18 protein-coding genes are annotated in these 21,524 nt (G+C 37.4%); 2 read left to right on the top strand and 16 right to left on the bottom strand.

The window, feature by feature from the left end; translation table 11 throughout:
* Positions 1-38: 38 nt before the first annotated feature.
* Positions 39-278 (bottom strand): hypothetical protein, encoded by a 240-nt coding sequence (locus MHH98_RS07175; RefSeq protein WP_038184843.1) that lies wholly within the window; start codon positions 276-278, stop codon positions 39-41.
* 387 nt (positions 279-665) lie between these two features.
* Between MHH98_RS07175 and MHH98_RS07170 the strand changes: the two genes are divergently transcribed.
* Positions 666-902, top strand: coding sequence for a hypothetical protein (locus MHH98_RS07170; RefSeq protein ID WP_340712361.1), 237 nt, complete (start codon positions 666-668; stop codon positions 900-902).
* 47 nt (positions 903-949) lie between these two features.
* Here MHH98_RS07170 and MHH98_RS07165 read toward each other — a convergent pair whose 3' ends face one another.
* The 12 genes from MHH98_RS07165 to MHH98_RS07110 form a co-directional block, all read right to left on the bottom strand.
* Positions 950-1,948 (bottom strand): aromatic acid exporter family protein, encoded by a 999-nt coding sequence (locus MHH98_RS07165; protein ID WP_038184856.1) that lies wholly within the window; start codon positions 1,946-1,948, stop codon positions 950-952.
* A 78-nt stretch (positions 1,949-2,026) separates the two neighbouring features.
* Positions 2,027-2,467, bottom strand: a complete 441-nt coding sequence (locus tag MHH98_RS07160; RefSeq protein ID WP_038184858.1) for a BrxA/BrxB family bacilliredoxin — start codon at positions 2,465-2,467, stop codon at positions 2,027-2,029.
* A 94-nt stretch (positions 2,468-2,561) separates the two neighbouring features.
* Positions 2,562-2,969 (bottom strand): hypothetical protein, encoded by a 408-nt coding sequence (locus tag MHH98_RS07155; protein WP_038184861.1) that lies wholly within the window; start codon positions 2,967-2,969, stop codon positions 2,562-2,564.
* Positions 2,970-3,118: 149 nt separating this feature from the next.
* Entirely contained in the window at positions 3,119-4,204 is a 1,086-nt protein-coding gene (gene meaB, locus MHH98_RS07150; protein WP_038184863.1) for a methylmalonyl Co-A mutase-associated GTPase MeaB, read from the bottom strand.
* Entirely contained in the window at positions 4,204-6,357 is a 2,154-nt protein-coding gene (scpA, locus tag MHH98_RS07145) for a methylmalonyl-CoA mutase (RefSeq protein ID WP_038184866.1), read from the bottom strand. The genes meaB and scpA overlap by 1 nt, the downstream gene beginning before the upstream one ends.
* Entirely contained in the window at positions 6,354-8,045 is a 1,692-nt protein-coding gene (locus MHH98_RS07140) for a methylmalonyl-CoA mutase family protein (protein WP_235175730.1), read from the bottom strand. Before MHH98_RS07140 ends, scpA begins: the two co-directional genes overlap by 4 nt.
* A 130-nt stretch (positions 8,046-8,175) precedes the next feature.
* Complete coding sequence (locus tag MHH98_RS07135) at positions 8,176-9,489, bottom strand: dihydrolipoamide acetyltransferase family protein (protein ID WP_038184872.1); 1,314 nt, start codon at positions 9,487-9,489, stop codon at positions 8,176-8,178.
* A gap of 19 nt (positions 9,490-9,508) precedes the next feature.
* Positions 9,509-10,492, bottom strand: coding sequence for an alpha-ketoacid dehydrogenase subunit beta (locus tag MHH98_RS07130; RefSeq protein ID WP_038184875.1), 984 nt, complete (start codon positions 10,490-10,492; stop codon positions 9,509-9,511).
* Positions 10,492-11,508, bottom strand: a complete 1,017-nt coding sequence (locus MHH98_RS07125; RefSeq protein WP_038184878.1) for a thiamine pyrophosphate-dependent dehydrogenase E1 component subunit alpha — start codon at positions 11,506-11,508, stop codon at positions 10,492-10,494. Before MHH98_RS07125 ends, MHH98_RS07130 begins: the two co-directional genes overlap by 1 nt.
* A 16-nt stretch (positions 11,509-11,524) precedes the next feature.
* Positions 11,525-12,952 (bottom strand): dihydrolipoyl dehydrogenase, encoded by a 1,428-nt coding sequence (lpdA, locus tag MHH98_RS07120; protein WP_038184889.1) that lies wholly within the window; start codon positions 12,950-12,952, stop codon positions 11,525-11,527.
* Between the two features lie 184 nt (positions 12,953-13,136).
* Positions 13,137-14,231 carry a branched-chain amino acid dehydrogenase gene (gene bcd, locus MHH98_RS07115; protein WP_038184894.1) on the bottom strand — a complete coding sequence of 365 codons (1,095 nt, stop codon included), beginning with the start codon at positions 14,229-14,231 and terminating at the stop codon, positions 13,137-13,139.
* A 196-nt stretch (positions 14,232-14,427) separates the two neighbouring features.
* Positions 14,428-16,476 carry a sigma-54 interaction domain-containing protein gene (locus tag MHH98_RS07110; RefSeq protein WP_038184898.1) on the bottom strand — a complete coding sequence of 683 codons (2,049 nt, stop codon included), beginning with the start codon at positions 16,474-16,476 and terminating at the stop codon, positions 14,428-14,430.
* A 136-nt stretch (positions 16,477-16,612) separates the two neighbouring features.
* Between MHH98_RS07110 and MHH98_RS07105 the strand changes: the two genes are divergently transcribed.
* A complete protein-coding gene (locus MHH98_RS07105) occupies positions 16,613-16,864 on the top strand; it encodes a DUF2627 domain-containing protein (RefSeq protein WP_038184901.1) in 252 nt (83 codons plus the stop codon).
* Here MHH98_RS07105 and MHH98_RS07100 read toward each other — a convergent pair.
* From MHH98_RS07100 to spo0A, 3 genes are all read right to left on the bottom strand, one after another.
* Positions 16,861-17,592: a glycerophosphodiester phosphodiesterase gene (locus MHH98_RS07100; protein ID WP_038184904.1), complete on the bottom strand. Its 732-nt coding sequence runs from the start codon at positions 17,590-17,592 to the stop codon at positions 16,861-16,863. The genes MHH98_RS07105 and MHH98_RS07100 overlap by 4 nt on opposite strands.
* On the bottom strand, positions 17,585-19,159 hold the full coding sequence (locus tag MHH98_RS07095) for a DUF342 domain-containing protein (RefSeq protein WP_340712360.1): 1,575 nt from the start codon (positions 19,157-19,159) through the stop codon (positions 17,585-17,587). The genes MHH98_RS07100 and MHH98_RS07095 overlap by 8 nt, the downstream gene beginning before the upstream one ends.
* 1,272 nt (positions 19,160-20,431) lie before the next feature.
* Complete coding sequence (gene spo0A, locus MHH98_RS07090) at positions 20,432-21,223, bottom strand: sporulation transcription factor Spo0A (RefSeq protein WP_038184908.1); 792 nt, start codon at positions 21,221-21,223, stop codon at positions 20,432-20,434.
* Positions 21,224-21,524 lie beyond the last annotated feature (301 nt).

The raw sequence follows: 21,524 nt of genomic DNA, 5'->3' as shown, positions 1-21,524 counted from the left end.
AGAAAAAAAGCCACACCGGTTAGATGTGACTTTGTTAATTAAAATATCTCTTTTTCAATCTCTGTAATTTCTTGTTGTAGTTTAATCTTTACTTCTCTTACCTTTTCTAATTCAATTAATTGTTTATTATCGATTAACTCTAATTCTGCCTTAGCTAGGTCTATTAATTCGCGAGACTTCTTAGTATGCTCATCTAATAATTCTTTGTTTATATTTTTCCCCATAAGCACCCAACTTTTTTCGATTATTATAGCACGAATGGGAATATCTATAGTCATTACATATAGCTTATTTTTAGACTGGTTTATTAATAGTAATCTGATTAGCAGTATTACTAATCTATCAACTTCCACTCATTCAAACGAACTATATCGATAACCCTAAACAATCGTATTTGGTCCGAATCATTCGCTTGCCTCAACGTAATTTAAAAATATATAGAGTCCATAGTGAATTTTCTAACCTGTGATATATTCCTAATTTCCGAAGTAAAAGTCTAGGAATTTATCTTCTACGGTCGGTCTGTTTTTTCATTCTTATAGGTTAAATGAGAGGAAGAATGGTAGGCGTGGTTTAAAGATGCACCTCGTGCTCTCTTCATGTATATCTCATCTTTATATAAATAAAAAGGAGCACCAATTATACGCAGTTAATGCGTAAATTCAGTGCTCCGAGTTGTTCTCGTAAGAGGTTACTCATTTATATTTATTTTAACACACTTAAATTTCATTGTTTTTGGATTCGTCGCAACGCTTAGATGGAATTGGTGTGGAACTGATGTAGTGACTGTTGCAAATCAACTAGGTGAATCATCCGAAATGGTCTTAAAAGTATATACTCATGCTTCTGATGAAAACAAAAATGTATCACTTGAAGTATTCAAAGATGCACTTCAAATTTGATACATTTTCATTTTTCGTAAAAAAAGGGGTACTTTTTGAGGGACTAGTCAGTTTTCAGCATTTGATTTCTTTTTAAAATGCTTACGTGACGGGCTTAGTCCTTTAAAATCTCGCTTTTTAGCAAGGTAGAGATCCATTTCCTCGATGAATTGATATAAGGACGCCATCGCAACGAAAGCTTCATGAGTTGTTGGTAATGGTAATTTTGCAAACTCTGCTTTCACTACCCCCAACTTTTCCCTATATTTATTAGCTGTATTTCCTGAATTAATATTTTGTGACATATCCGCTAGAAAATCCGCTACAAGTTCAGCTTGATCTACAATGACCGGAAGATCTGTGATTTTAGGTAACACACGTTCAATTATTTCTAATTGTTGTTCACGGATATCAAAATACATATAGTATAAATTTTCTCGTCTAGTTAAGTGATTTTCAACATCCTGAAAGGCTAAAGATTTTGCTCGGTTTAACACTTCAACAGCTTCTACTAGTTCTTTACCATCCCAACTGGTGTCACCATTGCGTAAATACTTCTCTATCTCAACAAATATTGCAGTATAAAGCTCTTCAATTCGTATGCGATATTTCTCTAGTCTGTGTTTTATATCTGGCATATAAATATTCAATGCTAAACCTGTTCCGAATCCAATTAACATTAATGATAATTCATTCATTAAAAGTCCAGTTGTAAAATTCCCTGTATGAAAAATGTGTAAAATTATAACGACACTGGAGACAAAAGCGGGGGTTATCTTCAACATTACTAAAACCGGCAAGAATACCAGTATCATACAGCCTAGTACAATCGGATGATATGCGACACCTTCAAAAAATAGAAATGCCATCATCATGCCAATAATGCTCGCTAAAACACGTGTATAAACTTCATGGAGTGACTTTCTTTTCGTAGTTTGAATACTTAAAATCGTTAAAATGCCTGCAGAGGTAAAAAAATCTAAGCCGAAGTATTCTGCTAATCCAATTGAAATCGCTGCACCTATTGCCGTTTTCAGCGTACGATAGCCTATTGAAAATCCCTTCACTGAATAACCTCCTTGTCATTTTAAGCGATAAAAAGGCCATCTCTAGTCAAATATGACATTAGAGACAGCCTATTTCTATTATACTTCTTCGCAGTATTCTTCAAATAGTGCTTGAATACTAGTAATAACTGACATTGGATCATGTCCTTCAATTTCGTGACGTCCAATTTCAGCTACAGCTTGGCCATCTTTTAGTAAAACAAATGATGGAGATGATGGTAAATGATCTTCTCCGAAGTGCATACGTGCTTGAGCAGTTGCTTCTTTATCTTGTCCAGCGAAAACGGTTACCAAATGTGTAGGTCGTTTATCATAATGTACAGCATGCGCTGCTGCTGGGCGTGCGATACCACCTGCACAACCGCACACAGAGTTTACCATTACTAGAGTTGTACCAGGGCGTTTAATTGCCTCATCTACTGCCTCAGGTGTAGTTAATTCTTCATAGCCACTAGAGACCATTTCTCCACGCGCTTGGCGTAGCATATCTGTCATAAACAAATCATAATCCATATTCATGTTGTAACGCTCCTTTCAAATTCTCTTTAACTATAACAGGTGAATACATGCATTACAAAGCACTTGTTCAAAAACAAAGCGATTTCCGATACTATCACAAGTTTTGATAGTATTCCGGGTCTCCGCACAAATTATTCGTTGGCCAAATAAGAGTGCCTTCCTTCATATCTTCTTTATAGATATATATTTCGCTAATACTTGCCCAATCCCCTTTATCTTCAACAATTTCAAATCTAGGATTGTTATTCATACCAATTTTGCCTTCAACTTGTATATACAATTTATTATCAATAATTGTCATATGCTTACCTTCGTATGTATAAAAAGAATTCTTTACAGACCCATCAATATTCAACTGTGAATCATCAATTGAACGAAAAATACTTGCCTGATGAATTTCAATAGCAGATGCAGATAATGGTTTTGTTTGTAATGCTAAATAACATCCTACAAAACAAACACTAAATGCTACTAAGGCACCCCACATCAATTTTCTTTTCATGAATGTACCTACTTTCTAAAAAAATGATATTTTTATGATAAATCAATTTAAGTCATAAGTACAGTATTGAAATGTTCCACCAGTTAGAAATCAAAAAGGACCATCGATTAACAAAGATGGCCCTTTCCTTTTTATACAAATGTTAATATTTATTCTTTATTAAATAATTGATCGACGCCTTGAGTGACAGTTAATCGGCCTAGTAGAATCTGCTCTTCTAAGCTTTTTACTTGTTGCTTGCGTTCTGGCACTCCGTAAAAAGAATCGATTAAATGATCCGTAATCATTGAGCGGAACCATTCAGTTGTTTGTTCATTTCGCCTATTGTACCAATAATTCGATTCCTCACCAATCTCTTTAAACTGTAAAATCGTATCCCAAACTTTATCTAAGCCTTTATTTTCATACGATGAAACAGCCATAGATTGTGTCGTCCAGCCTGGTGTCGCTTGTTGTAGGAAGTGTATAAATTGTTTATATTCAGCAACTGTTTTTTTAGCAGAACGGACATTGTCACCATCAGCTTTATGAACAACAATTGTGTCAGCAAGTTCCATAATGCCTTTCTTCATGCCTTGTAGTTCATCTCCAGCCCCTGTTAAAACGAGTAAAAGGAAGAAGTCTACCATGCCACGGACGATCGTTTCACTTTGTCCAACACCAACTGTTTCAATCAAAATAATATCATAACCTGCTGCCTCACATAACAGCATTGTTTCTCGTGATTTTTTATGCACTCCACCGAGAGTTCCTGCAGATGGAGAAGGCCTGATAAAAGCACGTGGATTTCGCGTTAGCTCTTCCATTCTTGTTTTATCTCCGAGAATGCTCCCACCAGTCAGGCTAGAACTCGGATCGATGGCAAGTACAGCCACTCGATGTCCCATATCACATAATTTGCCACCAAATGCTTCGATAAATGTACTTTTACCAGCACCAGGGACACCTGTAATACCAACACGAATACTATTCCCAGTATGAGGCAATAGTTCTTGTAATAATTCTTGGCCCTTCTCTTTATGGTACTTATTCGTACTTTCTAAAAGAGTAATGGCTTTTGATAAATGGAGTCTAGAACCAGCCAGAACTTGCTTCGCGAGCTCTGAGATATTAATATCGTCATTATTCTTTTTACGGAATTTTTTTCGACCTGAGGGCGCCATTCCATCATGAGATGCGGCGATACCATCCATTACAAATAATGCACCATCGTCCATCCCTTTGTTGTGGTCCATTACTCTACCACTTCCTCGTAACCTAATTTTCTATAGATTTCTTCAATTACTTTTTGTGCACTAACAGGGATTACTGTACCTGGTCCGAAAATAGCACAAGCGCCATTATCGTATAAGAATTGATAGTCTTGTGCTGGGATGACCCCGCCAACAACAATTAAAATGTCTTCGCGCCCAATTTTCTTTAACTCTTCTCGCAGTTCAGGCACTAGAGTTCTATGACCAGCTGCAAGTGAACTTACACCAACAACATGAACATCATTTTCTACAGCCATTGCTGCAGTTTCAGCTGGTGTTTGGAATAATGGACTGATATCAACATCAAAACCAAGGTCTGCAAATGCTGTTGCAATTACTTTTGCTCCACGGTCATGACCATCTTGTCCCATTTTCGCAATTAGGATACGTGGACGACGGCCTTCGTTTTCTAAGAAGCCTTCAGCCATATCTTGTACTTCTCGAATCTCTTCTTCATTTGAGAAGTTTGCACTATAAACGCCACTAATTGAGCGAATAATTGCCTTATGACGACCCGAAACAACCTCAATCGCATCCGAAATTTCACCTAGCGTTGCGCGAGCACGTGCTGCATCTACTGCACAAGCTAATAAATTTTCACCGCCTGTTTCAGTTGCATTTGTAATACGTGCAAGTAAGCGTTGTACTTCTTTATCATCACGTTTGTCACGCATCGCCTTAATACGGTCAATTTGTTTTTGACGCACGATTGTGTTATCAATATTCAAAATGTCGATTGGTTCTTCCTCTGTTAGACGGAATTTGTTAACACCGACAATTGTTTCAGCTTTAGAGTCAATTTTCGCTTGTCGTTTTGCAGCCGCTTCTTCAATTTTCATTTTCGGAAGGCCTGTTTCAATCGCTTTCGCCATGCCACCTAGTTCTTCGATTTCTTCGATATGTTCCCATGCTTTTTTCATCAGTTCATCTGTTAATTTTTCAACGTAGAATGAACCGCCCCATGGATCGATTACTTTCGTCATTAACGTTTCTTCTTGTAAGAATAGTTGCGTATTACGTGCAATACGAGCTGAGAAATCCGTTGGTAGTGCGATAGCTTCATCTAGCGCATTTGTGTGCAATGATTGTGTATGCCCCATTGAAGATGCATTTGCCTCGATCAAAGTTCGAGTTACGTTATTAAAAGGATCCTGCTCTGTTAAAGACCATCCAGAAGTTTGTGAGTGTGTACGTAATGCTAATGTTTTTGGGTTCTTGGGATTGAATGTGCTCATCATTTGAGCCCAAATACGACGTCCAGCACGCATTTTAGCCACTTCCATATAGTAATTCATACCGATTGCCCAAAAGAACGACAGGCGCGGTGCAAATGAATCGATATCGATTCCTGCTTTTAAACCAGTACGTACATATTCAAGACCATCTACTAAAGTGTAGCCAAGCTCAATATCTGCTGTTGCACCTGCTTCTTGTAAGTGGTAACCAGAAATAGAAATTGAATTAAATTTAGGCATGAAGTTTGAAGTATATTCGAAAATATCGGCAATAATTTTCATAGAAACAGCTGGTGGGTAAATATATGTATTACGCACCATGTACTCTTTTAAAATATCATTTTGTATTGTCCCAGCAAGTTTTTCAGGTGTTACACCTTGTTCTTCGGCCGCTACAATATAAAAAGCTAAAATTGGTAATACTGCACCATTCATTGTCATTGATACTGACATTTGATCTAGTGGAATACCATCAAATAAGATTTTCATATCTTCAATAGAGTCAATGGCAACACCTGCTTTACCTACATCCCCTGTTACACGAGGGTGATCTGAGTCATAACCACGGTGAGTGGCTAAGTCAAATGCTACTGACAGACCTTTTTGTCCCATCGCTAAGTTACGGCGGTAAAAAGCATTACTTTCTTCAGCAGTAGAAAAACCTGCATATTGGCGAACTGTCCATGGACGACCTACATACATCGTTGGATATGGTCCGCGTGTATTTGGTGCAATACCTGGCCAGTCTTTTAAGTGTTTTAAGTTATCTAAATCTTGCTCAGTATAAGTAGATTTGATCTCTATGCCTTCATTAGTCATGAAATTTTTGTCTTCTTTTACTGCTTGATTAGCTGTTAATATGGCATCGATATCTATCTCTTTGAAATTTGGCTTACTCATAGTTGGACCCCCTTCACATCTGCTGTTAAGCTCGTCAATTTTTCGATGATATTTTGACCTGCGAAGATGAAACCATTTAAGCCTGCTTCAATCCACTCATTTTGCTCTTCTTTGAACTTACCTGCTACATCTAGTGAGATATGTGCTGGCTTAACTTCTAATAGTGCTGGAATATATTCTTTCATCGCTTCATCTTGCCCACAAACTACGACAAATTTCGCATCTGTTGTAGATAACCAATCCTTCGCTCCATCCACCGATTGAATTTCAGGGCTTTTCTCTGGGACAATACCAGCTGTTGCAAAGAAGCCAGAGACGAAATCTGCACGTGGTTTGAATTGTTTTAATTGACCTATTGTTAGTAGTGCAACTTTAGGTTGGTTTTTAGCATAGTTTAAGCAAAGCTCTTCAAATGGTTTTGCTAGGCGATTGTAATCTGCGAATAACGGATTATTGCGCTCATCAATTTCATCTGCTGGGTTTGCGTATATATTCGTACCGATTAGCGATTTTTTACGTGTTTCTACTTCTTTCATACGCTGATCCATTGTTTCTTTTAATAAAGCATCTAATTGTCCATTTGATTTTACAGCATTGTATCCGCCTGCTTCTTGTAATTCATTAAATAATGCCCATGCTTCTTTAACTAATTCGGCAGTTAAAGTCTCGATGAAATATGAACCACCAGATGGATCAATGATATGTTCTACATGTGTTTCTTCTTTAACAACTAATTGTACGTTTCGTGCAATACGGATAGATTTGTCATCTGGAGCAGATAAAACATCATGTGGATGTACTGTACAAACGTCAGCGCCACCAAGAATGGCTGAAAACGCTTCATTACCTGCACGTAAAAGGTTCACGTACACATCTAATTTAGAGAAGCTACGTAAAGATGTTTCAGTAACAATTGCTACTGGTACGTCTTTATTAGTACCATAAGCTGATGTAAACGCTTTCCAAAGTACTCTGAAAGCACGGAGTTTAGCAATTTCAACGAAGAACTGAGTATCTACTGCAAAGGTAACAAAGAATTTCTCAGCAAATGATTCGATATCTTCTTCTGTTTCCATGTACCCGGCAGCTTGTAGTAATGCGATAGCCAATTCTTGTACTGCATGCGCACCATCATAGTGAGCTTCTAGTACATTAGCGTTGCGTGTACGTACGTTATGGAACCCGTCTAAATTGATAGTATCTGTACTAGATATGAATCCTTTAACAGCTTCTTTTTGGTCTTCGTTGATATAGTTAAATACTTGTAATAAAGCATCTTGATTGTTTTGTATATTCAGTTTGAATGAATTTTCAGTAATAAGTACTGACAATTCTTTCAAAGTTTGTTCATCCCATGCAAAATTCACACGACTATCAATATTAATAATATCGTTTCCTTTTGCCAAGGATTCTTTAACCCCTTGAAGTAAAGCTTCAGGTGAATCTGCAAATGTTTGTTGTGCTGCTAAGCATTCTTCCCCTGTTTTTAGTGAACGAATAGTCGAAACTTGTTCTGCTAATTTTCCATCTAATTTCTCAACTAGTTGGTCTTGTGTATAAATTGGCTCAAATGAAATACCCTCGATTGTTTTTGTAATTAAAGATTCGAACGGTTTACCTTTTAAAGCCTTAACAGCAGATTCTTGCCATTGATCGTAATTAGCTTGTGAGAATTCAATTTCTTTCATATTGTTCTTCATGTGGACGCTAACTAGCTTCCCCCCTTCGGTAATTCTATTCCTATTTTACACAAGTATATCGAATCGCAAAAGTATAAAAAAATCTGAAAATCGCAATATTGCGATTTTCAGATTACTGTCAATAAATAGAAGTGTTGTCTTTCGATGTATTTTCGAGAATTTCTTTAACTCTAGCAAGAAATTTCCCGCAAATCAATCCGTCTAAAACTCTATGATCTAAAGATAAACATAAATTTACTATATCTCTTGCAGCAAACATTCCACCATTCATAATTACTGGACGTTTAACAATTGACTCGACTTGAATAATCGCTGCTTGTGGGTAATTAATAATTCCCATAGACTGCACCGAGCCAAATGATCCCGTATTATTTACAGTAAATGTTCCACCTTGCATATCTTCAGATTTCAATTTACCAGCACGAACTTTTCCTGCAAGATCATTAATCTCTCTAGCAATGCCTTTTATTGACTTTTCATCGGCGTGTTTGATCACCGGAACAAAAAGTGCATCTTCAGTTGCGACTGCAATAGAGATATGAATATCTTTTTTCTGAATAATTTTATCGCCTGCCCACATTGAATTCATCATCGGGAATTCCTTTAGAGCTTGCGCAATAGCTTTCACGAAAAAGGCAAAGTACGTAATGTTGTAACCTTCAGATTGTTTGAATTCAGTTTTAATGGAGTCACGGTAATTAACCAAGTTCGTAACGTCTGCTTCAACCATCATCCAAGCATGTGGTGCTTCATGTTTACTACGTAACATATTATTTGCGATTGCTTTTCGAATATTAGTTACAGGGATTTCAATATCACCTGGAGCTGTTTGTACTGCTGGAACAGGTTGTGACTTTTGTGGTTCAGGAGCCTGCGTTACTTGTTCAACAATTGCCTCCTGTGGTTGTTGCACTGCTGGACTACTTGTAGGAATGTTTCCACTATCCACAAGTTTTTGAATGTCTTTTCGTGTTATTCGCCCTTCAGCACCTGTACCTTCTACTAATTGAAGATCTATATTATGTTCTTGCGCAAGCTTTAATACAGCTGGTGAATAGCGAGCCTTACCCGCACCACGATTCACTACTGGCACATTTATAGTTTGTTGAGGAGCTGGAGCTGGAGCTGGTACTGATGCTGGCTGTGAGATTTGCTCTGCCCGTTGTGAAGTAGGTTGTTGCTCTATTACCTCTTCTGTTTCAATTGTGCAGACGCTTTCACCAACAGCTAGTGTATTGCCTTCGCCAACGATTAATTCCTTAATGACACCTGAGAAAGATGACGGCAAATCTGCTGTGACTTTATCCGTATTCACTTCCGCCAAAGAATCGTATTTCTGCACTGTATCACCAGGTTTTACTAACCACTTCTCAATTGTACCTTCCGTAACACTTTCCCCAAGTTGAGGCATCTTAATTGTTTGAATTGCCATGAATATCTCCCCCTTTACATCAGAACGCCGCTAATTCGCGCATTGCCTTTTCAACTTTTTCTGGATTAATCATGAAATATTTTTCCATCGTCGGTGCATATGGCATTGCCGGTATGTCTGGTCCAGCAAGTCTTTTTATTGGTGCATCTAAATCGAATAAGCAGTTTTCTGCAATGATTGCTGCCACTTCGCCAATAATACTACCTTCTTTGTTGTCTTCGGTAACAAGTAGCACTTTTCCTGTTTTAGATGCCGCTTCAATAATTGCCTCTTTATCTAATGGATAGATCGTGCGCAAATCTAGAATGTGAGCAGAAATACCGTCTTGCGCCAAACGTTCAGCTGCTTGTAATGCGAAGTGTACTGCAAGACCGTAAGTAATTACAGTAATATCTTCCCCTTCACGTTTTACATCCGCCTTACCTATTTCGATCGTATAATCCTCTTCAGGAACCATACCTTTAATAAGGCGATACGCTCGTTTATGTTCAAAAAATAACACAGGATCCTCATCACGAATAGCTGCTTTTAACAAACCTTTCGCATCGTAGGGAGTAGATGGAATAACAATTTTCAAACCAGGCTGATTCGCAAATACAGCCTCTACTGATTGTGAATGATAAAGAGCACCGTGAATTCCGCCTCCGAATGGTGCGCGAATTACTATCGGACAAGTCCAATCATTGTTTGAACGGTAACGAATACGTGATGCTTCTGAAATAATTTGATTGACTGCTGGCATAATAAAATCCGCAAATTGCATTTCAGCAATAGGTCTTAAACCGTACATTGCAGCACCGATTCCGACACCCGCAATCGCAGATTCTGCAAGCGGTGTATCTAACACTCGGTCTTCGCCAAACTGATCGTATAATCCTTGAGTTGCTTTAAAAACGCCACCTTTTCGGCCAACGTCTTCACCTAATATAAAAACACGCTCATCGCGTTCCATTTCTTCTTTCATCGCAAGAGTAATTGCATCAATATAGGATAAAACTGCCATTAGATACTCCCTCCATCTTCAGCATAGACGAATTTTAGCGCATCTTCTGGAGCAGCATATGGAGCTTGCTCTGCATAATCCGTCGCTTCGTTTACTTCTGTCATAATGCGTTCATTGATCTCTATTTCGAGAGCATCTGTTAAAATCCCTTGCTCATGCAAGTATTTTGCAAATGTAATGATTGGATCTGTAGCACGGCCTTCTGCTAAGTCTTCTGCCGTACGATATTGACGATCATCATCATCAGAAGAGTGAGCAGTTAAGCGATAAGTTACCGTTTCAATTAAGCTAGGTCCTTCCCCATTACGAGCACGGTCAGCTGCTTCTTTAACCACCTTATATACTTCAATTGGATCTTTACCATCTACAGTAACACCTGGCATCCCGTATCCAACTGCACGATCTGAAACATTTTTACACGCTAATTGTTTTTCAACGGGTACTGAAATCGCATATTTATTGTTTTCAACCATAATAATTACTGGTAATTTGTGTACTCCTGCAAAGTTTGCTCCTTCATGAAAATCTCCTTGGTTAGAAGAACCTTCTCCGAGAGTAACAAATGTGATGAAATCTTTCTTTTGCATTTTACCCGCAAGTGCAACCCCAACAGCATGAGGGACTTGTGTCGTAACAGGTGATGATCCTGTTAAAATGCGATTTTTCTTTTGACCGAAGTGCCCCGGCATTTGACGTCCACCTGAGTTTGGATCTTCCGCCTTAGCAAAGGCAGATAGCATTAACTCTTTTGTTGTCATACCAAAGTGAAGAACAACTCCCATATCACGATAATATGGAGCAATATAATCTTTTTTGTTATCAAGTGCATAGGCCGCACCTACTTGCGCTGCTTCTTGCCCTTGACAAGAAATCACAAACGGAATTTTTCCAGCACGGTTTAATAGCCACATACGTTCATCGATTCTACGTGCAAGTAACATTGTTTCGTACATTTTCAGTACATCTTCGTTTGTTAAACCGATTGCTTCATGACGATTTTCAACCTTTTTAACCATTTATCCCAGCTCCTTCTTACATATGAATTGCATTACCATCAACTGCTAATGCTGCTTCTCCAAGTACCTCACTTAAGGTCGGATGTGGATGTACACTATGCGCAATTTCCCAAGGAGTTGCATCTAACACCATTGCAAGGCCCGCTTCAGCAATCATATCTGTTACATGTGGCCCAATCATGTGCACTCCCACAAGATCGTTAGTCTCACTATTCGCTATCATCTTCACAAAGCCTTCTGATTCACCGTAAACAAGCGCTTTGCCAATTGCTTTAAAAGGAAACTTACCAACTTTAATAGGAATTCCCTCTTTCTTCGCCTGTTCTTCAGTTAAACCAACACTTGCTGCCTCAGGACTTGAGTAAATACAACGAGAAATCCATTTGTCATCTACTTTTTCAGTTGTGATTCCTGCAATATGCTCTATAGCATGCATACCTTCATGGGAAGCAACATGAGCAAGCTGCAAACCACCAATGACATCCCCAATGGCATATATATGTGATTCCTTTGTTTGAAAGTGATTATTTGTTTGGATAAAGCCATTTTCTACAACAATCTCTGTGTTCTCTAGTCCTATACCTTCTACATTTGCCTGTCTGCCAACCGAAACAAGTATTTTGTCTGCATTATAATTTTGATTTTCGCCCAATACTTCTGCTTCTATTGATACTTTATTATTTGCAATTGACAGCGTATCTGCTAATACTTTTGCAGAAGTTACAAATTTAATCCCTTTATTCTCTAATAACTTTTTCATTTCTTTTGAAATATCTTGATCTTCAGTTGGTAGTATACGATCTGCATATTCAATAACAGTTACTTTAACACCAAAATCGTTTAACATTGATGCCCATTCAATCCCGATGACACCACCACCAACAATTATAATGGATGCTGGAAGCTCTTTTAACGCAAGCGCTTCATCAGAAGTAATGACGAATTCACCGTCAATTGTTAACCCTGGTAACGTACGTGGTCTAGAACCTGTAGCCACAATAACATTTTGAGGAATAAGCATTTCATTTTCCTCACCGCTTACCAGTTCAACCGAAATTGTTCCTGGCATGGGCGAGAAGATAGAAGGTCCAAGAATTCGACCAGTTCCTTCATAAACGTCGATCTTGCCTTTCTTCATCAATGCTTGCACACCTTGATGTAATTGTGCCACTATGGAATCTTTTCTTTCCTGCACTCTACTAAAATCAAGCGTTACTTCTCCTGTATTCACTCCAAATGAAGAAGCATGATTCTTGGTTGTCGCAAAGACTTCCGCACTTCTAAGTAATGCTTTACTTGGAATACAACCTTTATGTAAACATGTACCCCCTAGCTTCCCTTTTTCAACAACGGCTGTTTTTAATCCAAGTTTTGCTGCTCGAATTGCTGCTACGTAGCCACCTGTACCGCCACCTAAAATAACCACATCATAGTCCTTAGCCATTTGAACACTTCCTTTCATCCACCATGTAAAACTAGCTCTATTATAATATAACATTTCGTAGTTGACATTCCCCAATGCCAGCCTATTAAACTCACAAACTTATTTGCAGTTCGTAAACTCTTCTCCCATTATAAATCCGTTCAGAAATGAAGTACCCCTACCTTATTTCTGAACGGCCCTTTTATTAACGATTAGTTAAAATGTGCTTTCCATTTTGCAAAAATGTGCTACGTGATTTTGCCATTCTCTCAATACGTTCTTCTGCTAAACGATTAGCAGCTAAATACGTTGGAATTCCATCACGTTTTGCTATATCTATTACTTTCTCTATATTATCGTAAATTCCTTCTACACGCTTCATCGCACGGTCACGGTTGTAGCCATACAATTCATCTGCAACATTGATTACTCCACCTGCATTAATAACATAATCCGGAGCATAAATGATTCCCTCATTATGAATAATATCTCCGTGAATTGAGTCTTTCAACTGGTTGTTAGCTGATCCAGCAATGACTTTTGCTCTTAGTTGCGGAATAGTTTCATCATTAATAATAGCACCAAGTGCACATGGTGCAAAAATGTCTACATCTTGAGCATAGATATCTGTTGGGTCAACAGCAGTTGCACCAAAGTCTTCTACCACTCTCTTTACAGCGCTTTCATTTATATCTGTGACGATTAATTGCGCGCCTTCTTCGTGTAAATATTTGCACAGTGTGTATGCTACGTTTCCTAAGCCCTGTACAGCAATTTTCTTACCTTCTAAGTGCTCGCTACCAAATGCCTCTTTAGCAGCTGCCTTCATACCCACAAATACACCATATGCAGTTACTGGCGATGGGTTCCCCGATGAACCAAATGCAGGAGAAATACCTGTTACATAATTTGTTTCTTCATGAATTAAATCCATATCTGCTACAGTTGTACCAACATCTTCTGCTGTAATATATCTACCATTCAAACCTTGGACGAATCTTCCTAGCGCACGGAACATTTCTTCATTTTTATCTTTTAAAGGATCTCCGATGATTACTGTTTTTCCCCCACCGAGATTTAACCCCGCAGCTGCATTTTTATAAGTCATGCCACGTGCTAGGCGCAAAGCATCTTCAATCGCTTCTTCCTCTGAAGCATATGTCCACATACGAGTACCACCAAGTGCTGGTCCTAAAGTTGTGTCGTGTATAGCTACTATAGCTTTTAGTCCTGAAGTTTTATCCTGACAAAACACTAATTGTTCGTAATCATATTTCTCCATGTATTTGAAAATTTCCATTGTGGTGCCCCCTTTGATATGTTGACCAATCTTTTAAAAAAGAACTTAGTCATCTTTTACCCTAGTTTTCTAGGTCACTATATTATTAGCAAAAAGCGTGCCAACATATAAAAAGACAAAATGCTGTATTTGACAACATTTTGTCTTTTTCATCCATGCAAGATTTTGCACACCGTGCAGTTTTTTGCACGCAAATTTATGCAAGATTGTATTTTTCTAATTTATAATACAAACTCCGGATTGATATTCCCAATATTTTTGCAGCTTGCATTTTGTTATTTTGGCTATCTGTTAATACTTGTTGCAGAATTTGTTTCTCTGTTTGTTCTAACTGCTCGGCGAGTGATCCATCAAAAGAATGCCTTTCAACGTTAACCTCCTGATGTAAGGAATGGAAAAGCGTTTTGGGTAAATGTCTCTCATCTAAAATAGTTTCGTTTGATTGCATGAAAATCATTGCTCGGCTTAAGACGTTTTCAAGCTCTCTCACATTTCCTGGCCAATCATGTCCTATTAATAGCATTAATGCGTTTGAGGTCACTTTATGAATATTACGTCCATATTCTTGATTCAATTTAACAAGAAGGCGATCTACTAAAGGAGGGATGTCTTCTCTCCTTTGACGCAATGGCGGGATATGAATAGGCATCCGATTTAATCGATAATATAAATCCTCTCGGAATGTACCTTCTGACAATGCTTTTTCCATATTCACATTCGTAGCTGCGATAATACGAACATTTATCGAAATCGGCTTTGTTCCACCAACTCTGACAATTTCACCTTCTTGAAAAATACGCAATAGTTTTGCCTGAGTATTTAAAGACATTTCTCCAATTTCATCAAGAAAAATACTTCCTTTATCAGCTTCTTCAAATAACCCGCGCTTTCCACCACGTTTCGCTCCAGTAAAAGCTCCTTCTTCATAACCAAATAATTCACTTTCCAGTAAGTGCTCAGCAATCGCCGCACAGTTTACCCTAATGAACTTATTGTATATACGATCACTTGCAGAATGTATAGCATGAGCAAACAATTCTTTACCAGTCCCTGACTCTCCGCGCAAAAATACCGTGACTGGTGTTTTTGCAGCTAATTTCGCTTGTTCTAGTGAAATGCGCATTTCCTCTGAATCGCCAATAATATCTTCAAATGTATATTTAGATTCCAGCTTTCGTATAATCGTGCGCGCTTGATCTAATTCTTTTGTTAAGGACCGCATTTCTGTCATATCATGTATAACTCCTACGCTACCTTTTAAGCTATCATTTACGACAACAGGTGCAACATTCACAATAACTTCGCGTTTATTAGGACCGAGTCGCATATTCACACCACGAATAGGCTTTTTTGTTTGTAAAACTTTTAAATGCATACTTTCACCTTCAGAAATATCTATCGTAGCAGGTTTCCCTAAAATTTCTTCCGGTTTTAATCCTGTAATTCTAGTATACGCAGGGTTAACGAGTATCCCTCTACCTTCCTCATCAACTACAGAAATGGCATCATCACTTGATTGAATAATCGCTTCTAACATCATTTGAATTTCTTTTAAATTTGTTATTTCTTCCGCTAAATTGACGACCTCTGATATATCTTTGAATACAGCAAATGCACCAATTCGATTCCCACTACCATCAATCATAGGAAAACGAGACGTGACAATTTTCTTCTCATTAGACAACTTTAGCTCTTGATTGATTTCTGCTACACCTGATTCAAACACACGTGGCAAAGCACTATTTATTATTATATCGTTAATGTGTTTACCAACCGCTTCTTTGACAGTAACCTCTGTCATTCGCGCAGCACTTCTATTAAAGAAGATAACCTGACCTTGAGGGTCGATGCCAATCATGCCTTCTTCTATTGAATTGAAGATGATTTGCTGTTTATATGCTGCATGTTGTGTTTTATTTATGTAAAAATCTTTTTCATTCAACAATTGAACAATTAAGTAAGCAATTGCCCCTGGGATAAGTACTGTACGTTTCGGCAATGCCAATAGTAATTCTTCAAATACAGAAGACTCTCCTGTGACATCCACCACCATATCAATTTCATCAGTTAAAACAGCTCGCCAATCCTGTCCCGTAGCAATGCCAGCTGCCTTAGCTAATTCAAGCCCAGGTGCATCTTTACGTATATCTACAATTGCTACTGTACTCAGTTGCTCAGACTTGGTTAATAGTTGCAATATAGCTGTACCTCCAGCACCTGCACCTATAATTAGAATTCTTTGCAAGGAACTTCACTTCCCTTCACAATATTGTGCAATTTATTGCATATTTCAATGTAGGTTCATCATATCTGAACTTTCTTTCCTTGACAACGCTTCCCCAACAGGTAAAAATGAGTATAGATTAGAGGAGTGAAAGTATATGGCACGTTTTGCAGCGTTTATCGTATTACTTATACCTGGTTTAATGGCTGCAGGTGGAATAAAATTAATGCGCGACACATTATTTGCTAAGCTTGTGGATCCAATACCATTTCTTTGGTTACAATTCATTATTGGTATTGCCCTTTTCGTCATTGGATTTGGTTTTTTTGCAGGTTTTCTATTGCATCGAGATCGCAAAAAAGGGAAAGTTTCAGCTAAATTTGCAAATCAAAAGAACGCTGACCGTTAATGGTCAGCGTCCTTTTTTTGTATACGTCTAACTCTTCCAGGAAAATCTGTAATCCAGCCAACTACGGCTTTATGTGGATTTTTGAGATACTCTTCATCACCAGTAATGTTATAGAACCGACACTTCTTTTTAGCTATTACACATGCATCCAAATATTCAGATTTATAATACCATGTTTTGTTAGCATGAATAGCATCGATATATGGAAGGTTTTTTAACTGATGCCAATTGAGCTTTCTCGTGGCAATAAGTGCAGTTTCAATATGTTTGTTTATTTTCTTAGCTTGTTCCAACACTTCCAAGAAAAAAGATGAATAATGTACATTTGGTAAGTGGGCGCATTTATTTATAACAATTTCTAATACAAAAGGATTGTCAATAAAGGATTCCTTCAATTCGATATTCAATGCGATAGGATTTTTCTCTACCCAAGCTATTAGCTCATCCAGTGTCAGCATTTCTTGACCCGAGTATCTACGAGTAAATGGTCTACCTACGCGTAATCTTTTTATTTCTGCTAATGAAACATTTGTTACTAACCTGCGTCTTCCTGTAACGCGACGTAAATCTAAATCGTGTGTCACAACAGGAACATCATCCCTAGTAATTTGCAAATCTAACTCAATACCATCTGCATTTAGTTCAACGGCCTTTTTGAATGCATTGAGTGTATTTTCCATCTCACAAGCAGAGGCGCCTCGATGTGCAAAAACTAAGGGTCTAGGCATTGATTTCGCCTTGCTCCAATTTAAAATTACCACAAGTCTGCGTATTTAATGTCGTGGATTTTTTACCAAGTTGAATATATGTTCCTGGATAAGCTTCCTTCGTAATTTGAATCTTTTCCGTTCCCATACTTTTTAATGATTGCAAAATTGTTTGCACCTCTTTATCAATCTTAGTTAATTCATTTTCTTTTTCTAGTAACGATACTTTTGAATCCTCAAATGCCTTTCGCTGAGCACCATTCATCTTATCGACGAAATCTAATAATGGCGTAATGCGAGCTTTAATATTTACAATATCAGCTTCTAAAGATTTCATCTCTTCGGCTTTTTCTTTCACTATTTGCATGCTCTCTTTTCGATCAGGCATTGTAATAACTAATTCCGTTTTGCGCTCTAAGCGATTTCCAGAAATCGCAGTAGTAATAGTACTTGTTGCTTCTGCACGTCCACCAATAATTTTCCCCTTGTACTCATTAACTAGTATACTACTCGCTTTTAAATTGGATCCAAGTGCGTATGACCCAATTTGAATGTCGCCTTTTGCAGTCAACGTACTTTCATTTGTATGTTTAACAAAGATATTCCCACCTGCGCGTACGACCGACTCACCGTTACCAAAGATACCCCCACGAATGTAAACATCACCATTTAGAGATTCGATTAATTTCGGGCTCGTAACTCCTTCGGGACCATCAATCGAAATATCACCTGTTGCTACTACTGAATAGCCCGCAAGTACCGTACCTCTAATACTAATGGATCCATCGAAATTTAGATTTCCTGTTCCGACTCCAACATCATTTGGAACAGGTAGATGTTTTTGAACTGACAAGAATCCATCTGAATCATCCAAAACTCCACCCTCAGTTGCATAGATGGTTATTTTTCCGTCTTCATCAACTTTTTCATACACAGTTTTCTGATCATATTTTATTGGCGAGTCTTTACCAGGTAAAGCAGGAATACTTTCACCAAATACATTTTTCCCTGGCTCGCCTGAATCTGCTGGTATTTTCTCTCCCAACCATTCATGGGCTTCTATTTCAGTGATAAAATTCATATCAAAATAATCCGCTTTACCATCATCACGAATTAATGGTTTTCTCTCTGCCTGTTCTATATATGTAATTTTTGCGTTTTTCCCTGGTTTAGCTAGCGTTCCTATTGCAACTACAGTCGGTTTTCCTGTTAATACAGTATCTAGAGTCAAATCTACAAAACCATGCACTATTCCTATATTATTAGCAAATTCTTTGATTTGTTCCCGCATTTTAGTACCATCTGTAAACACAGTTTTCGGATCTTCGTGGACATACATGGTTGCTGTCATGCGATCACGAGAAGTCACAATTTCTATAGGTGGTAGCCAAATACCAATTTCCTCAAATTGCTCTGTCACTATGGCAGTCACTTTTCTTAAAATTGCAAAGCTCGACAGTTTAATACGTGGATATTTTTTCAAAATACTGTCGAATTCCTTTAGCGGGAATCCTTCCCCTATCGTCTTTAAATATACTTTTTCATTTTCTTCTTTTAAAACAATATAATCATTTTCAAAAATCAGCACATTTTCTCCCCATCCTTCAAATCGATAATAAATGTCTATACTTATTATCGATTTCAAATTGTTTTTTTACAGAATAAAGCAAAAAAAACCGCTTTCAAAACTAAGCTTGATAGCTTAATAATCATTTTATAGGTATACGTTCGTTAGATTCGTTTTAATATACTAGATAAATAGACCCTATCCTGGTTTTTATTATATCAGGAAAATAAATAGACTCTCTATACATTTATAATATATACAAAAGAAAGTTGCGAAGGTAGACCAGTAGATAATTAGGGAAATAGATACACATAGTGTAATAGTACCATGTTTTTAGAATATTCGCTTATCATTTTACAAATTATTAATATGTCTACAATTACTTTTCAATTCAATAGAAGTGACTACAATCGTAATGTCGCTTCAATTAATTGTTCCGATTATATATTGAGATTAGACTGTAAAGACTTAGCAGTTGTAACACCAGAATTAGTTCCTGCGTTGGAAGATTGCTATACCTTATACAAACAGTCAGAGTTTAAAAAGGTAGTTTTCGAAATTAATAACAGTGTGGTTGTTAAAAAGCAACTAAGTCGTAATACTTGTAAAGTCGGTCTTAACAATGCTGAATTTATCCAAGGTTAAATCGCAAGTCAGTATTAACTGAACATAGTGCTTTTCGCACTGAACAAATATTGTATTTCGCAATCGGTTACATGATTTTCGTCCTAATTCTTCTACCATTTACTCCAACCGCAAATCGCTCATTTATGCCCAATTTAAGCGCCTGTACTGAAATGAGTGAAAGTACTCCATTTAACCGGGAACTCACTTAAATATACACTGTGAAGCCTTTTATATCGTGTTCCTCTCACCATTGTTAATTGCCATTCTTAGGATTTTTTAAAAATTTGATTTTTTATTAAAATCAATGTATCCTAGCATCATGAAACAGCATTCGCCAACACTCACTCCTATATCAGAAATTAAACTGTTTTCCATTTATCTTCGAGAAGCATTAAATTTTGTCAGATTTAGTGATACGAATATATTTATTTTCAGTCATAATCAATTTGCAGCCGAAATAAGTCCACCTATAACTCAAATTGATCATACGAAAAAGACACCTCCAAGATAATTGTGTTCGAGCACAATAAACTTAGAGGTGTCTCTTTTCATTGAAAATTCCCATATTATATATTGTTCATAACCCCCTGATTATTGCTCACATTTCCTGTAAACATACTACTTAAAATATGAGCAATCTGTGGAGTTATCAATGTCCTAACCCTTTCAGCTAGCAACCGTTTCAATACGAATTTTATCGGCAATCATGGCAATGAATTCGCTATTTGTTGGCTTGCTCTTTAAGTGATGGACAGTATAACCGAACATTTTCGAAATAGATTCATAGTTTCCCCGGTTCCAAGCGACTTCAATGGCATGACGAATTGCACGTTCAACACGTGATGATGTTGTATCGAATTTTTTCGCTATATCTGGATATAAAATCTTAGTAATCGAACCAAGTAACTCGACATCCATATATACCATTTGAATAGCTTCTCTTAAGTATGCGTACCCTTTAATATGAGCTGGCACACCAATTTCTTTTATAATACCTGTAATCGTTGCATCAAGTTGACGTTGATCCATTTGTTGTGGCTGTGATCCTTGCAGAACGCTTACACGTTTTGTTTTTTCTGTTTTATGACCTGCACATTGTAAAACTTTTGAAACAAGGCGATCGAATTCAAAAGGTTTTAACATGAAATAAGATGCCCCTAAGTCCACTGCTTGTTTCATAACATCTTCTTGTCCAAATGCCGTTAACATTATCACTTGAACATCATTATAAATTTCGTTTTCATGCATAACTTCCAAAACCGCTAAACCATCCAGGTGAGGCATGATAATATCTAATAATAGAACATCTGGTACTTGTTCCTCTAACATTTTCAAACAAAGTTTGCCGTTAGGGGCAGTTCCGATTACTTCAATCTCTGGGCTATTTTGTAGATACATCTCTAATGTACGAACTAGTTCCCGATTATCATCTGCAATTGCAACTTTTACTTTTCGCATTATTATTTCCTCCTTTGTGCTTGCGCTTCCGTTAAACACGATCAAAACCGACAAGATGAATTAAAGTAAACTCGTTTTTGATACAAAGTGGATAATTCGACTTTTTTGCATGAATACCTTTTATTCTTAAAAAAATAAGTATGTAGACATAGAGATACTATGTATTTCGACAGTATTCATTCATTCTAAACAATTTGTCGATTATTTGTCACTTTTATTGTAACAAAAGTAACAGAGAAAAAGAATGCTTTTTATCACATATTCTTTTCAATCTGAAAATTCCTCAAGAAAATGCTGCACC

Source organism: Viridibacillus sp. FSL H8-0110, from assembly GCF_038003565.1.
GTDB lineage: Bacteria > Bacillota > Bacilli > Bacillales_A > Planococcaceae > Viridibacillus > Viridibacillus arenosi.
Note: the sequence above shows the minus strand (reverse complement) of the source record. Positions and strands in the feature narration are given on the sequence as shown.

Coding starts and splice junctions, on each gene's coding strand:
- MHH98_RS07175 (WP_038184843.1), bottom strand. CDS start 278: ATGACTATAGATATTCCCATTCGTGCTATAATAATCGAAAAAAGTTGG.
- MHH98_RS07160 (WP_038184858.1), bottom strand. CDS start 2,467: ATGAATATGGATTATGATTTGTTTATGACAGATATGCTACGCCAAGCG.
- MHH98_RS07155 (WP_038184861.1), bottom strand. CDS start 2,969: ATGAAAAGAAAATTGATGTGGGGTGCCTTAGTAGCATTTAGTGTTTGT.
- meaB (WP_038184863.1), bottom strand. CDS start 4,204: ATGGACCACAACAAAGGGATGGACGATGGTGCATTATTTGTAATGGAT.
- scpA (WP_038184866.1), bottom strand. CDS start 6,357: ATGAGTAAGCCAAATTTCAAAGAGATAGATATCGATGCCATATTAACA.
- MHH98_RS07140 (WP_235175730.1), bottom strand. CDS start 8,045: ATGAAAGAAATTGAATTCTCACAAGCTAATTACGATCAATGGCAAGAA.
- MHH98_RS07135 (WP_038184872.1), bottom strand. CDS start 9,489: ATGGCAATTCAAACAATTAAGATGCCTCAACTTGGGGAAAGTGTTACG.
- MHH98_RS07130 (WP_038184875.1), bottom strand. CDS start 10,492: ATGGCAGTTTTATCCTATATTGATGCAATTACTCTTGCGATGAAAGAA.
- MHH98_RS07125 (WP_038184878.1), bottom strand. CDS start 11,508: ATGGTTAAAAAGGTTGAAAATCGTCATGAAGCAATCGGTTTAACAAAC.
- lpdA (WP_038184889.1), bottom strand. CDS start 12,952: ATGGCTAAGGACTATGATGTGGTTATTTTAGGTGGCGGTACAGGTGGC.
- bcd (WP_038184894.1), bottom strand. CDS start 14,231: ATGGAAATTTTCAAATACATGGAGAAATATGATTACGAACAATTAGTG.
- MHH98_RS07105 (WP_038184901.1), top strand. CDS start 16,613: ATGGCACGTTTTGCAGCGTTTATCGTATTACTTATACCTGGTTTAATG.
- MHH98_RS07100 (WP_038184904.1), bottom strand. CDS start 17,592: ATGCCTAGACCCTTAGTTTTTGCACATCGAGGCGCCTCTGCTTGTGAG.
- spo0A (WP_038184908.1), bottom strand. CDS start 21,223: ATGCGAAAAGTAAAAGTTGCAATTGCAGATGATAATCGGGAACTAGTT.